The organism is Yunchengibacter salinarum, from assembly GCF_037658235.1.
Taxonomy (GTDB): Bacteria; Pseudomonadota; Alphaproteobacteria; order Sphingomonadales; family Kordiimonadaceae; genus Yunchengibacter; species Yunchengibacter salinarum.
Genome location: NZ_JBBJLN010000001.1, coordinates 379,591 through 393,324 on the forward strand (window position 1 = coordinate 379,591; position 13,734 = coordinate 393,324).

The 13,734-nt window shown below is 61.5% G+C and carries 14 protein-coding genes; 8 read left to right on the forward strand and 6 right to left on the reverse strand.

From position 1 onward, the window contains the following. Positions 1–120: 120 nt before the first annotated feature. Together mnmE and WGH93_RS01780 are read right to left on the reverse strand one after the other, a co-directional pair. Complete coding sequence (gene mnmE / locus WGH93_RS01775) at positions 121–1,476, reverse strand: tRNA uridine-5-carboxymethylaminomethyl(34) synthesis GTPase MnmE (protein ID WP_374763124.1); 1,356 nt, start codon at positions 1,474–1,476, stop codon at positions 121–123. Between the two features lie 9 nt (positions 1,477–1,485). Then, positions 1,486–1,740: a DUF6489 family protein gene (locus WGH93_RS01780; protein WP_374763125.1), complete on the reverse strand. Its 255-nt coding sequence runs from the start codon at positions 1,738–1,740 to the stop codon at positions 1,486–1,488. Positions 1,741–1,858: 118 nt separating this feature from the next. Here WGH93_RS01780 and WGH93_RS01785 point away from each other — a divergent pair, with 118 nt between their 5' ends. Further along, positions 1,859–2,302, forward strand: a complete 444-nt coding sequence (locus WGH93_RS01785; protein WP_374763126.1) for a methylated-DNA--[protein]-cysteine S-methyltransferase — start codon at positions 1,859–1,861, stop codon at positions 2,300–2,302. 70 nt (positions 2,303–2,372) lie between these two features. After that, the gene (locus WGH93_RS01790; RefSeq protein WP_374763127.1) at positions 2,373–3,083 is read left to right on the forward strand and encodes a dienelactone hydrolase family protein; all 711 of its coding nucleotides are present in this window, start codon (positions 2,373–2,375) and stop codon (positions 3,081–3,083) included. A gap of 134 nt (positions 3,084–3,217) precedes the next feature. Here the strand turns inward: WGH93_RS01790 and rho are convergent, their stop codons facing one another. The 3 genes from rho to hemE form a co-directional block, all read right to left on the reverse strand. Continuing rightward, entirely contained in the window at positions 3,218–4,474 is a 1,257-nt protein-coding gene (gene rho / locus WGH93_RS01795; RefSeq protein ID WP_374763128.1) for a transcription termination factor Rho, read from the reverse strand. Positions 4,475–4,753: 279 nt separating this feature from the next. Next, the gene (locus WGH93_RS01800) at positions 4,754–5,197 is read right to left on the reverse strand and encodes a CopD family protein (protein WP_374763129.1); all 444 of its coding nucleotides are present in this window, start codon (positions 5,195–5,197) and stop codon (positions 4,754–4,756) included. 24 nt (positions 5,198–5,221) lie between these two features. Beyond that, the gene (gene hemE / locus WGH93_RS01805; protein WP_374763130.1) at positions 5,222–6,253 is read right to left on the reverse strand and encodes a uroporphyrinogen decarboxylase; all 1,032 of its coding nucleotides are present in this window, start codon (positions 6,251–6,253) and stop codon (positions 5,222–5,224) included. 501 nt (positions 6,254–6,754) lie between these two features. Here hemE and WGH93_RS01810 point away from each other — a divergent pair. The 5 genes from WGH93_RS01810 to dnaQ are packed head-to-tail and all read left to right on the forward strand — an operon-like array spanning position 6,755 to position 10,578. Beyond that, entirely contained in the window at positions 6,755–7,714 is a 960-nt protein-coding gene (locus WGH93_RS01810; RefSeq protein ID WP_374763131.1) for a pyruvate, water dikinase regulatory protein, read from the forward strand. After that, positions 7,711–8,337: a Maf family protein gene (locus tag WGH93_RS01815; RefSeq protein WP_374763132.1), complete on the forward strand. Its 627-nt coding sequence runs from the start codon at positions 7,711–7,713 to the stop codon at positions 8,335–8,337. Before WGH93_RS01810 ends, WGH93_RS01815 begins: the two co-directional genes overlap by 4 nt. Positions 8,338–8,389: 52 nt before the next feature. Next, positions 8,390–9,280 (forward strand): shikimate dehydrogenase, encoded by an 891-nt coding sequence (locus tag WGH93_RS01820; protein WP_374763133.1) that lies wholly within the window; start codon positions 8,390–8,392, stop codon positions 9,278–9,280. Next, on the forward strand, positions 9,267–9,908 hold the full coding sequence (gene coaE / locus WGH93_RS01825; protein WP_374763134.1) for a dephospho-CoA kinase: 642 nt from the start codon (positions 9,267–9,269) through the stop codon (positions 9,906–9,908). The genes WGH93_RS01820 and coaE overlap by 14 nt, the downstream gene beginning before the upstream one ends. Next, positions 9,901–10,578, forward strand: coding sequence for a DNA polymerase III subunit epsilon (dnaQ, locus tag WGH93_RS01830; RefSeq protein ID WP_374763135.1), 678 nt, complete (start codon positions 9,901–9,903; stop codon positions 10,576–10,578). The genes coaE and dnaQ overlap by 8 nt, the downstream gene beginning before the upstream one ends. Before the next feature lie 15 nt (positions 10,579–10,593). On the opposite strand, the gene lepB is transcribed toward dnaQ, so the two are convergent. Next, a complete protein-coding gene (gene lepB / locus WGH93_RS01835) occupies positions 10,594–11,322 on the reverse strand; it encodes a signal peptidase I (RefSeq protein ID WP_374763136.1) in 729 nt (242 codons plus the stop codon). Between the two features lie 362 nt (positions 11,323–11,684). On the opposite strand from lepB, the gene dnaK reads away from it, so the two are divergent. Beyond that, on the forward strand, positions 11,685–13,619 hold the full coding sequence (gene dnaK / locus WGH93_RS01840) for a molecular chaperone DnaK (RefSeq protein ID WP_374763137.1): 1,935 nt from the start codon (positions 11,685–11,687) through the stop codon (positions 13,617–13,619). Positions 13,620–13,734: the final 115 nt, after the last annotated feature.

Sequence of the window (13,734 nt, forward strand, 5' to 3'; positions counted from 1 at the left end):
CAATGAAATCCGGCCCAGTGTTTCTGGATGGGGTCTATAGGGCCATTGGGGCCATAAGTCAAAGAACCACGGTGAAAGTGGGCATGTTTCACGTGAAACATGCGGCGCGGGGAACACGCCTTACTTACCAATGCAGAATTCGCTGAATACCTTGTCCAGCATATCTTCCACACCGACCCGCCCGGTGATCCGGCCCAATGCCCGAGACGCCAACCGCACATCTTCCGCCGCCAAGACCGGGTCCTGATCCGCCATGGCATCGAAACGGGTGAGATGTTCAATGGCATCCGTAACCGCCTGCGCATGTCGCTGCCTTGTGAGAGGAACCGCTTCCGCGCCGCCAAGCATCATGGACACCCGCGCTTCCAAAAGCGCCTGCAATGTTTCCATGCCCTCCCCCGTCTCGGCGGACAGCGCCACGGAAGGGGTCCAGGGGCTGTCATGTTCCACGTGAAACACATCAACGCGATCTTTTTGCGTCACCACCAACAGGGAGCGGTCATCGATGAAGGCCGCAGTCTCGCTATCCTCCCCGGCACAAAAGGCATCCCAGCAATCCGCGCGCACCAGTATCAACTTCAGGTCCGCTTGCTCCGCCCGTTCGCGGGCCCGGCGTATACCCTCCCGCTCCACCGCTCCGCCGCCTTCGCGAAGCCCTGCCGTATCCACCAGCCGCACCGGATAACCGCCAAGGTCCATCTGCACATCCAGAACGTCGCGGGTGGTACCGGCCTCGGTGGTAACGATGGCCACATCGCTTTGGGCCAATCGGTTCATCAGGGTGGACTTTCCGGCATTGGGCGCCCCCAGAAGAACGATACGAAAGCCATCCCTGAGCGTCCGACCGCGCGCACCATCCGCCAGATGCCGGGCCATTTCGTTCCTGAGAACTCCGAGTTCGGGCCGTACCGCCGCACCGATGCCTTCGGGCAAATCCTCATCCGGGAAATCAATATCCGCTTCCAGCCGGGCCAGTGCCTGCATCAGCCGCTCCCGCCAGCCCTCATACAAGCGCCGCAGCACGCCATCCATCTGGCGAAGCGCCTGTTCCTTCTGCGCCGCCGTCTGGGCCTGTATCAGATCACCCAACCCTTCCACTTCGGTCAGATCGAGCCGTCCGTTATCAAAAGCCCGACGGGAAAATTCCCCCGGTTCCGCCATCCGGCAGCCCGATTGCCGTGAGAGCGTCGCCAGAACGCCCTCCACCACCGCGCGGCCCCCATGCACATGAAGCTCCACCACATCCTCTCCGGTGAAGCTGTGCGGCCCCGGAAAGGTCAGCACCAGGGCTTCGTCCAGCCGCGTCCCCGTATCCGGATCAATCAGTCGCCGCAGGGTCGCCCGGCGCGGATCGGGCCTTGGCTTGCCGGGGCACAGCCCATCCAATGTGGAAAGCGCCCGTGGGCCACTCAGGCGCAGAACCGCCACACCACCGATACCCGGCCCGCTGCTGAGCGCAAAAATCGTGTCATCCATCACGGGGCCTTATGACCCTTTTTTGCCGGATTGGCCGGCCTTTTCCATCATGGACCAGAATGCCTTTTGCATTTCACCGAACCCGCTGGTGGCGCCTCCCATCCAACCGGCCATCATGCGGTCGATTTCCTCCGGCGAGATGCCTTCCTCCATCCGGCGCTGCATTTCCCGCACCAGGGTGTCATGCACCGGTGTCAGGTCCGGCAGGCCGAAAAAGGTGCGGGCCTCCTCCGGTGTACAGTCGATGTCGATGGATACTTTCATGGTTCCCGGCTCCGTAATCCAGGGTTTCAGTGCATGGGCGGTTGCTTGCGCGGCCCGGTGACAGGGCGTAAACTCCTGCCCAATTGATAAAGGGAGGCGGACTGTGGGGCAACTGTCCATGCATACACCCATCGGCGATCTGACGCTGTTCGATCAGCGGGGCGCCATTACGGCCCTGTCTTTCGGATGGTGCGATCTGCAAGAACCCAGCTTTGTGCTGCAACAGGCCAAGGACCAGATCGACGCCTATTTTGACGGCCATCGCACAGGTTTCAACCTGCCGCTCGCGCCATTTGGCACCGACTATCAAAAGCGGGTCTGGCGCGCGCTTGCCCGGATTCCCTATGGCGAAACCCGCCAATATGGAGAACTCGCCGCTGAGCTTGGCTCGGCCCCCCGCGCCATTGGCGGCGCTTGTGGGCGAAACCCGTTACCCATCCTGCTGCCCTGTCACCGGGTGCTCGCGGCGGACGGAGGGCTTGGCGGCTATAGCGGCGAAGGCGGTGTGGATACCAAAAAAGCCCTGCTGATCCTTGAAGGTGCCCTGCCGGTTCCCACCTGACTAGGGGTGCCATCGCCGGATCGGCGATGCCAGAGCCATTTCATGCAACCACCACGATGGGAGATCATCCATGGGAGAAACGGTTCGTATTCAGGCAAAGGACGGCAGCGGCAGCTTCGATGCCTATATTGCCCGACCTGAAACCGGCAACGGGCCGGGTATTGTCGCCATTCAGGAGATTTTCGGCGTCAATGACGGCATGAAAGAGATCTGCGACGATCTGGCGGCCCAAGGCTATATCGCCATATCGCCGGACCTGTTCTGGCGGCTTGAGCCCAACATATCCCTGACCGACAAGACCCAGGCCGAATGGGACAAGGCCTTTGATCTGATGAACCGGTTCGACATAGACAAAGGCATTGAGGACATCGACGCCACCATTGAACATCTGCGGGATACCGAGCCCTGCTTCGGCAAGGTGGGGGCTGTGGGCTACTGCCTGGGCGGGCTTCTGGCCTATCTGACCGCCTGCCGGACCAAAGTGGATGCCACGGTGGGTTTCTACGGCGTCAATATTCCCAAATTCGCCGACGAGGCGCAGACTATCCAGCGTCCGCTCATGCTCCATATCGCCGAGGAAGACGAATTCGTGGACAAGGAAAGCCAGAAGGCCATGCACGACCTTCTGGACGATCACCCGCTGGTCACATTGCACGATTATGCCGGGGTCAGCCACGCCTTTGCCCGCCCGAACGGGGTGCATCATGACGCGGACGCGGCGGCCAGGGCAAATGACCGCACCCGCGAATTCTTCCAGCATCATCTGAAAGATAAAGCCTGAAACACCGCCCCTATTCGTTTCGGTATCGGAACGATGTAATGGCTTTCAGCCCGATCCATCAAACATGAAAAACGCCGGTGGGATCACCCCGCCGGCGTTTTCGTGTGAGAGACAGGCGCGCCCGGCGCCCCACCTCAGTTGTTCATATTGGCGAAAAACTCTTCATTGTTCTGGGAATCCTTCAGCTTGGACAGCAGAAATTCCATGGCATCCACGGTGCCCATGGGCGTCAGGATGCGGCGCAGAACCCACATTTTGGAAAGCGTGGCCTGGTCCACCAGCAGTTCTTCCTTGCGGGTGCCGGATTTGAGAATGTCGATGGCCGGGAACACGCGCTTGTCGGCCACCTTGCGATCCAGCACGATCTCGCTGTTGCCGGTGCCCTTGAACTCCTCGAAGATCACCTCGTCCATACGGCTGCCGGTGTCGATCAGGGCGGTGGCGATGATGGAAAGGGAGCCCCCTTCCTCGATGTTCCGGGCGGCGCCGAAGAAGCGCTTGGGCCGTTGCAGGGCATTGGCATCCACACCGCCCGTCAGCACCTTGCCGCTGGATGGCACAACGGTGTTATAGGCCCGCGCCAGGCGGGTGATGCTGTCCAGCAGGATCACCACATCCTTGCCGTGCTCCACCAGCCGCTTGGCTTTCTCGATGACCATTTCCGCCACCTGCACATGGCGTTGTGCGGGCTCGTCAAAGGTGGAGGAGATCACCTCCCCGTTGACGCTGCGCTGCATGTCGGTCACTTCCTCGGGCCGTTCATCGATCAACAGCACGATCACATAACATTCGGGATGCTTGCGGGTGATGCTCTGGGCGATGTTCTGCAACAGAACGGTTTTACCCGTGCGCGGCGGGGCCACGATCAGCGCCCGCTGCCCCTTGCCGATCGGCGATACCAGATCGATCACCCGCGGGCTCTTGTCCTTCACCGTGGGATCGTCCGGGTCCAGTTCCAGTTTTTCATCGGGATAGAGCGGCGTCAGATTATCGAAATGCACCTTGTGGCGGGTGGCTTCCGGCTTGTCGAAATTGATGCTCGATACCTTGAGAAGCGCGAAATACCGTTCCCCGTCCTTGGGTGCGCGGATCTGGCCTTCCACGGTATCCCCGGTGCGCAGGGCAAAGCGCCGTATCTGGCTCGGGCTTACATAGATGTCATCCGGGCCGGGTAGATAATTGGCTTCCGGGCTTCGCAGAAAACCGAACCCGTCCGACAGGATTTCGATCACGCCGGCGCCGGTGATCTCCTTGTCGTCGTCCGCCATCTGTTTGAGAATGGCGAACATCATGTCCTGCTTGCGCATACTGCTGGCATTTTCCACGCCGACTTCTTCAGCCAGCTTCAACAGGTCGGCCGGGGATTTCTGCTTTAGTTCGGTAAGATTCATGATGAGTCCAGAAAAGGGGCTGTTAGGGCTTGATAAACACGAAGGCAATCGACGGTTGGCCCCGTTTGACCGGTACCCCCGAAGGAGTCTGGCCCGGTTCGATTGCTTTTCTTGCGGCGCGATTCTTCGGGATTGGCAAAACGCGCCGAATAAGGGCGTGAATTCAATTGAATGATGGTGGTGACCGCCCTGAAAGGCCAAGCGCGCGGTCATCCTTGGCCGTACGCTAGCAAGAACGGGCGCGCTGTCAAGAATTAGCTGAACCGATAACGCGAATTCCTAAAACGGTTTGAGGATCGCCAGCATCACCACGGCAATAATGATCAGGGACGGAACTTCATTCACCATGCGATAAAGCCGGGCTGCATGGGGCCGCTCCCCCCCGGCCAGCCGCCGCCGCCAGCGCGCCAGAACCATATGAAAACCGGTAAGCCCCAGCACCAGCAGCAGCTTGAGATGCAGCCAGCCATTCTCCGCCAGGCCGATATGTACCGCCAGGGCCAGCCCCAGTATCCAGGCGATGATCATGGCCGGATTCATGATAATGCGTAAAAGGCGCAGCTCACGCGATTGCCAGCGCGCGTCTTCCGGGCTGCCCACCGGGTCTTCCACATGATAGGCGAAAAAGCGCGGCATCATCAAAAGCCCCGCCATCCAGTAGATCACGAAAATCACATGGATCGCCTGCACCCAAAGATAGGCGCCGCCGAGAAAACCGGTCATGGCCGATGCCCCTTCGATTACCGTTCAGCGCCGATACCCTTTCACCAGGCGGCTAAGGGCCGCCACATGGTCAATGGGTGTATCGGGTGTGAACCCATGGCCCAGATTGAACACATGGGCGCCATCTTTCAAGCCGTCCAGAATGCGCAGGGCCTCTTTTTCCATGGCCTCGCCCCCGGCATGGACCAGATGCGGGTCCAGCAGGCCCTGTACCGGCAATTTGGGCTGAAGGCGGGTGGCCGCCCAGTTGACGGAAACACCGCTGTCCAGCGATACCGCATCCACCCCGGTTTCCCGCACGAACCGTTCCAGCAATGTACCGGCAAGGCGCGGAAAGCCGATAATGGGCACGCCGGGGCAGGCACGGCGCACATCATCCACGATGGCGCGGGTGGGCCCGATCACCCAGCGATCGAAATAGCTGTCGGGTATGGCCCCCGCCCAACTGTCGAAAAGCTGAACCGCATCGGCCCCGGCCCTGATCTGGCCGATCAGATAGCGGGCGGTGCCTTTCGCCAGCATCTGCAACAGGCGCTCGAACAGGGCCGGATCGTGATAGCCCATGCGCCGGGCGGGCGCCTGATCGCGGGTGCCCTCACCCGCCACCATATAGGTGGCCACGGTCCAGGGGGCACCGGCAAAGCCGATAAGGGTCTTGTGGGCAGGCAGGGCCGCGCGCACGGTTTCCACCGTCTTGAAAACAGCCCCCACCTTGTCTTCCATATCCTGAAGACCAAGGCGGTTGAGGTCCGCGCTGGTGCGGATCGGGGTGAGTTGCGGCCCCACCCCCTTTTCGAACCAGACGGTCTGCCCCATCACATCCGGCAACACCAGAATGTCCGCAAACAGAATGGCGCCGTCCATGTCGAACCGGCGGATCGGTTGAAGGGTCACTTCCGCCGCCTTGTCCGGGCTGTGGCAGAATTCCAGGAAACTGGATGTGGTGGCGCGCACATCCCGATATTCCGGCAGATACCGCCCGGCCTGACGCATGTACCAGAAAGGAACCCGATCAGCGGGCTCCCCCTTGAGGGTGTTCAACAAAAGCTGGGTCACGCATCCTCCCGTGGATTGGGTGCGGGTGAAAATCGGTCAGGCGGGCCATGTGGCCGGCCCCTCCTTTATCTATTTCTTATATTAATTAAAAGAAGGATGTTGATGTAGTAGTCCCTGTGAAGACCGGGGATAAGCCTTTATCCACAGCTTTATCCCCAGTTCGGGCAAGCTTGTGGACCCGCTTCGGAAACAGCGTTCCCTTTTCCGCACAAAAGGGAAGTGACATGGGAATCGATCTTGATTCGCCGGGAGTCGCAAACCCGTCCTCTGGCCGGATGGGGCCGCATTCCTGATCTTCGACGGGTTGGGTTCGATCTGTTTTATCCCCTTTTTGCCGCGCTTGTTGAGAAATGCGCAAAGCAGTGCACAATGCGATGGAAAGGTGTGGCTTATGCACAGGCCATGTTTTGCCCAGTACGGGCCACAGGGTTATCCACAGGTTTGCACAGAGGGCTGTCCACCGGTTTTCCCGTGCCGATACGGCACTGATTGAGGCGCAGTATGACGGACAAGAAGGATGATACCAAAGCACCGGCGCATGACCGGCCATTCGTCACCACGCCTGCCCCCATTCCGCCCTCGCCGCTGCGTGACATTCACCGGCGGCATCAGCGATCCGGGGAACAGGTTTTCCATCTGCATCTGGTATCCGATTCCACGGGTGAAACGCTGGAAGCGATTCTGTCCGCCGCGCTGGTGCAGTTTGAAGGGGTCAAAGTTCACAAGCATTTCTGGCCGCTGATCCGCAGCGCCATGCAGATGGAACGGTTGCTGGATGATATCCGCGAGGAACCGGGCCTGGTCATGTACACGCTGGTCAACCCGGAAATCCGCACCGTGCTGGAAGACGGCTGCGCCGCGGCGGACCTGCCCGCCCTGTCCATTCTGGACCCGGTAATCAATCTGCTGGGGTCTTATTTCGGCAAGCAGGCGCGCAATCGTCCCGGTCGTCAGCATATCATGGACCGCCGTTATTTCGACCGGATCGACGCGCTGCATTACACGCTGGCCCATGATGACGGTGTAATGACCGAAGACCTGTGGGAAGCCGACATCATTCTGGTGGGGGTATCCCGCTCCTCCAAGACGCCCACCTCCATCTATCTGGCCAACAAGGGCTACAAGACAGCCAATGTGCCTTTTGTACCGGACCTGCCCATGCCCTCGGAACTGGACCGCATGACCGACCGGTTCATCATCGGCCTGACCGCCAGCCCGGAACGCTTGTCCCAGATACGCACCAACCGGTTGCGCGCCGTGGGGGAAAACGGCAATGGCGATTATACGGACCTGGACACCATCCGGGACGAGGTGAAAGCCTGCCGCCGGTATTGCAGTGCGCATGGCTGGCCCGTGCTGGACGTGACCCGCCGGTCCATCGAGGAAAGCGCCGCCGCCATTCTCAATCGCTATCATCTGTGGCGGGAAGAGCGCGGCCTTGAAGCGGAGCAGAGCCGATGAGCGCCGGGGCATCCTTCACCGGCATGGCGCGGCCACTGGTTCTGGCGTCCGGCAGTGCCACGCGGGCCGATATGCTGCGCCGGGCCGGGCTGACTTTCGATCAGCAGCCCGCCCGTGTGGACGAAGACATGATCAAGGATGCCATGCTGGCGGAACAGGCGCCGCCAAGGGATGTGGCCGATGCCCTGGCGGATGTGAAAGCGCGCTCCGTGGCCTGTCAGCGGCCCGATGCGCTCACCATTGGCGCGGATCAGGTGCTGGTGAAGGACGGGCGGCTTTTCTCCCGGCCTGAAACCCGCGATCAGGCCGCCGACACGCTGCACGCCCTGTCCGGCGGGCCGCACGATCTGATATCCGCGGTGGTGGTGGCGGATGGGGACCGGGTTCTGTGGCGGTTCGTGGATCAGGCCCGGTTGACCGTGCGGCCCTTGAGCGACGCCTTCATTCAGCACTATCTGGATGCGGCGGGGGACAGTGTGTTCGCCAGCGTCGGGGCCTATCAGCTCGAAGGTCTGGGGGCACAGCTTTTCACCGGCGTGCGCGGCGATTTCTTTACCATTCTGGGGTTGCCGTTGTTGCCGCTGCTGGATTTTCTTCGCCGCCATGACATGGTACCGCTCTGACCATGCCGGCCTGAAAACATCCTGTTCAAGAGAAGCCCAAGGAGCAGCCCCCGTGGCGGATCAGTCCGTTTTTCCCAGTGTCGATGCCCTGCCCCACGACACCCGCGCCCTGGTGCTGGGCCATCCGGTGGGACACAGCCTGTCACCCCTGATGCAGGATGCCTGGCTGGACCGGGCCGGGCTGAACGGGCGCTATGCGGCGCTTGACGTGGCGGCGGACGATCTGGCCGACACCATCGCCGCCCTGCGCAAACGGGCAGGGGATGGGGCGCTGGCGGGGTTCAATGTCACCGTCCCCCACAAGGAAGCGGTGCTGGACCATCTGGACAGCCTGTCCCCCTCGGCCCGACAGATGGGGGCGGTGAACACGGTGCGGATACAGGATGGCAGGCTTGCCGGGTTCAATACGGACGGTATCGGTTTCATGCGCCATCTGGATCAGACCGTGCCGCACTGGCCCGTGACCAGACCGCCGCTGGTGCTGGGCGCGGGCGGCGCGGCGCGGGCGGTGGTGAGCAGCCTGATCGCCCGTGAGGTGCCGTTTGTCATGCTGAGCAATCGCACCCGCGAAAAGGCGGAGGCGCTGGCCGCCGCGCTGGGCCGGGGCCGGGTCACGGTGGTGGACTGGGAGGATCGTTCCGCCGCCCTTGCCGGGGCGGGGCTGTGTGTCAACACCACCGCGCTGGGCATGGCCGGGCAACCGCCCCTGGCGCTTGATCTCGGCCCCGCGCCCGCGGACATGGTGGTTTATGATATTGTCTATAAGCCGCTCCACACCCCGCTTCTACAGGCGGCGGCGGCGCGCGGGCTGGCCACGGTGGATGGCCTGGGCATGTTGGCGGGGCAGGGGGCGGCGGCCTTTGAATTGTGGTTCGGCGTGCGCCCCGTTTATGACGCGGCGCTGAAGGCCCGTTTGATGGAGGCGTTGGGTGAGCGGGACTGACCGGCCAGGGGAGCGGCTAAAAGTTCTGGGGCTGACCGGGTCTATCGGTATGGGCAAAAGCACTGCCGCCGGGTTTTTCCGGGATGCGGGCGTGCCCGTGTTCGACGCGGATGCCACCGTGCGCGCCCTGCAAGCGCCCGGCGGGGCGGCCCTGCCAGCGGTGGAGGCGGCGTTTCCCGGCGTGGTGGTGGATGGTGTTCTGGACCGCGCGGCGCTTTCCCGGCGTGTGTTCGCTGATGACGCGGCGCGGCGAAAGCTGGAATCCATTCTTCACCCCATGGTGGGGGAGGCGCGCGCCCGCTTTTTCGAGGATGCCGCCAGGGCCCATGCGCCGCTGGTGGTGCTGGATGTGCCGCTGCTGTTCGAGACCGGCGGGGACGGGGCGTGCGACCGGGTTGCCGTGGTATCCGCCCCATTGGATGTGCAGCGGGACCGGGTGATGGCCCGCCCCGGCATGACCGAGGCGGTGTTCGAACAGGTTCTGGCCACCCAGATGCCGGATCGGGACAAGCGCGCTCGCGCCGATTATGTTATCCGCACCGGGGACGGATTCGCCCCCACCCGACGAAAAGTGAATGCCATCATCGCGGATATGAGCGGTGAAAAGGATGGATCGCCCCATGCGTGAGATTATTTTCGATACCGAAACAACCGGCTTCGATCCTTTCACCGGGGATCGCCTGATCGAAATTGGCTGTGTGGAAATGGTCAATCATGTGGTCACCGGGCCCAAGGGGCATTTCCATCGCTATGTGAACCCGGAGCGGGACGTGCCGGAAAGCGCCGTGAAGATTCACGGCCTGACGATGGAGTTCCTCGCCGACAAGCCGCTGTTTTCCGAGGTGGTGGAAGAATTTCTGGCCTATCTGGGCGAAGACAGCGTGCTGGTGGCCCATAATGCGGAATTCGACAAGAAATTCATCAATCATGAATTGGAACAGGCCGGATTTGCCCCTCTGCCGCCGGAGCGCTTCAAGGACACGCTGGCCATTGCGCGAACCAAATTCCCCGGTCAGCAGAATTCACTGGACGCTTTGTGCCGCCGGTTCGGCGTGGAAAACGGCCACCGCACCCTGCACGGCGCCCTGCTGGACAGTGAAATCCTGGCGGAAGTCTATATCGAGCTTCTGGGCGGCAAACAGGCCGGGCTGGACCTGAGCGTTTCCAGCGGCAGCGGCCCGGTGGGCACGAGCCGCAAGATCCGGCCTCATCGCCGTTTTCCCGTCTGTGAGGCGGAGTTGGAAGCCCATGCCGCATTCGTGGATGACCTGACCAATCCGCTGTGGCGCACGGATTGAGGCACGGAAGCAGCCTTAGCGTATCACATTGAAGAAGCGGCCCGTGGGGATGCCCATGGGGCAGGTGATGTCCTTGCCCTGATCGCAGTCATACAGGCTGAGCGTGGTGATGTCCGCCCGGCCCACCAGATGGGCATGGGCGACAAATCCCATGCGGTTGATTTCCCGGCTGTCGGCGGAGCCGTCCCGATTGTCGCCCATCATGAAATAATGGCCGTCCGGCACGGTGAATTTGGGCGTATCGTCCAGCCGCCCCTGATCGGTGCGTTCATAAATCCGGTGGGTGACGCCGTTCGGCAGGGTTTCTTCATATTCCCGTACGCGCAGGTCATAGCCATTGTAATTGGTATAGACCACCGCCCGCTTGAACTGGCGCGGTACCATGGTGCCATTGATGAACAGGCGCCCCCCCTGCATCTGGATGGTATCGCCCGGCAGACCGATCACGCGCTTGATGAAATCCGTATGGCCGCGTTTGGGCAGGGTGAAGACCACCACATCCCCGCGCTTGGGCGTGTCGTCCAGCAGGCGCCCTTCCGGTATGAAGGGCGGATCGAAGGGTACGGAAAAACGGTTATAGCCATAGGAAAACTTCGACACGAAAATCCGGTCCCCCACTTCCAGCGTTGGTTCCATGCTGCCGCTGGGAATGTGGAAGCTGGCATAGCCCACCGTGGTGAAGATGCCATAGAACAAGCCGATGATAGCTATATCCTTGATAAGGTTGGATATTTCTTTTTTCATAAGCTGTCGTCCGTTTCCTGCTGTCCTGAGCGAAGCCTGCCACCGGTCGGCGCCGGGCTCAAGCGCTTTAGCGCACGCGACCGGCGCTGTCACCCCGCGGCCCGTCTTTTCTGCGTGACCCGGCCCGGTTTTTTGTTTGGTCCGATCCTGTTTTTTGCCCGGCCTAGTCTTGCAGCATAAAAACCGCCTCCCTATATACGCGGCAGGGAGCCGCCGGGGGCGCCGTGATCGGCGCTTGTGGCGAGCTGGACAGAAAACGGCATCATACAGGGGGTTGCCCCTGGTTCGTCGGGCCGGATCGGACGGCGGACAACGTGGCCTGAAACGGCACGGGCAATCTCGCAGCAGAAAGGATGACAGGTATGGGTAAAGTAATTGGTATTGACCTCGGCACGACCAATTCGTGTGTGTCCATCATGGATGGCAGCAAGCCGAAAGTAATCGAAAACGCGGAAGGCGCGCGGACCACACCGTCCATGGTGGCCTTCACGGATGAAAGCGAACGACTGGTGGGCCAGAGCGCCAAGCGCCAGGCCGTGACCAATTCCGAACGGACCCTGTTCGCCATCAAGCGCCTGATTGGCCGCACCTATGACGATCCCACCACCAAAAAAGACAAGGACATGGTGCCTTACAAGATCGTCAAGGCGGACAATGGCGATGCCTGGGTTGAGGTGGACGGGGAGAAATATTCCCCCAGTCAGATTTCCGCCATGATCCTTCAGAAGATGAAGGAAACGGCGGAAGATTATCTGGGCGAGGAAGTGACCGAGGCGGTCATTACCGTTCCTGCCTATTTCAACGACGCCCAGCGCCAGGCCACCAAGGACGCGGGCAAGATCGCCGGCCTTGAAGTGCTGCGCATCATCAACGAGCCCACGGCGGCGGCGCTGGCATACGGCCTGGAAAAGAACGACGGCAAGACCATCGCGGTCTATGATCTGGGCGGCGGCACGTTCGACGTGTCCATCCTTGAGATCGGCGACGGCGTGTTCGAGGTGAAGTCCACCAACGGGGATACCTTCCTGGGCGGTGAAGACTTTGACCTGCGGCTGGTGGATTATCTCGCTGACGAGTTCAAAAAGGAAAACGGCATGGACCTGCGGCAGGACCGCATGGCCCTGCAACGCCTGAAGGAAGCGGCGGAAAAGGCCAAGATCGAGCTGTCTTCCTCGCAGCAGACGGAAATCAACCTGCCCTTCATCACCGCGGATCAGAGCGGGCCGAAGCACCTTCAGATGAAGCTGACCCGCGCCAAGCTGGAAAGCCTGGTGGAGGATCTGATCAAGCGCACGTTGGACCCGTGCAAGAACGCCCTGAAAGATGCCGGCCTTGCTGCCGGTGAGGTGGACGATGTGGTCCTGGTGGGCGGCATGACCCGTATGCCCAAGCTTCAGGAAACGGTGAAGGAATTCTTTGGCCGTGAACCGCACCGCGGCGTGAACCCGGACGAGGTGGTGGCCATGGGCGCCGCCATTCAGGCGGGCGTGCTGCAAGGCGATGTGAAAGACGTGCTGCTGCTGGATGTGACGCCTCTGAGCCTCGGCATCGAGACGCTGGGCGGCGTGTTCACGCGCCTGATCGATCGCAACACCACCATTCCCACCAAGAAGAGCCAGGTGTTCTCCACCGCCGAGGACAATCAGAATGCGGTGACCATCCGGGTCTTCCAGGGTGAGCGCGAAATGGCCGCTGACAACAAGATGCTCGGCCAGTTCGACCTGGTGGGCATTCCGCCGGCACCGCGCGGTGTGCCGCAGGTCGAGGTGACCTTCGATATCGACGCCAACGGCATCGTCAACGTGTCCGCCAAGGACAAGGGCACCGGCAAGGAACAACAGATCCGCATTCAGGCATCCGGCGGCCTGTCGGAAGAGGACATCGATCAGATGGTCAAGGACGCCGAAGCTCATGCCGACGAGGACAAGAAGCGGCGTGAGCTGGTGGAAGCCCGCAATAACGGGGAAGCCCTGATCAATCAGAGCGAAAAGAACCTTGAAGACTATGGCGACAAGATCGGTGCCGACGACAAGAAGGCCGTGGAAGACGCGGTTGCCGCGCTGAAAACGGCCCTTGAAGGCGACGATTTGGACGACATCAAGGCCAAGACGGAAGCCCTGACCCAGGCATCCATGAAACTGGGCGAGCAGATGTACAAGGCCCAGCAGGAAGCTCAGCAGGGCGCTGAAACCACCGACGGCGGCGAGCAGGCCGAGGCCGGGGACAGTGGCCAGAGCGACGAGGACGATGTGGTCGACGTGGACTTCGAGGAAGTGGACGACGACAAGAAAAAGTAAGGGCGGCCTGACCCGACGCCCGCTTGACGGACGATCAGGGCAAGCCGATACAGGTACGCCGCCCCCTGCTGCGGTTGGGGGGCGGCGTTCGCCGTATCGGGCGCGCTGAAGCCGG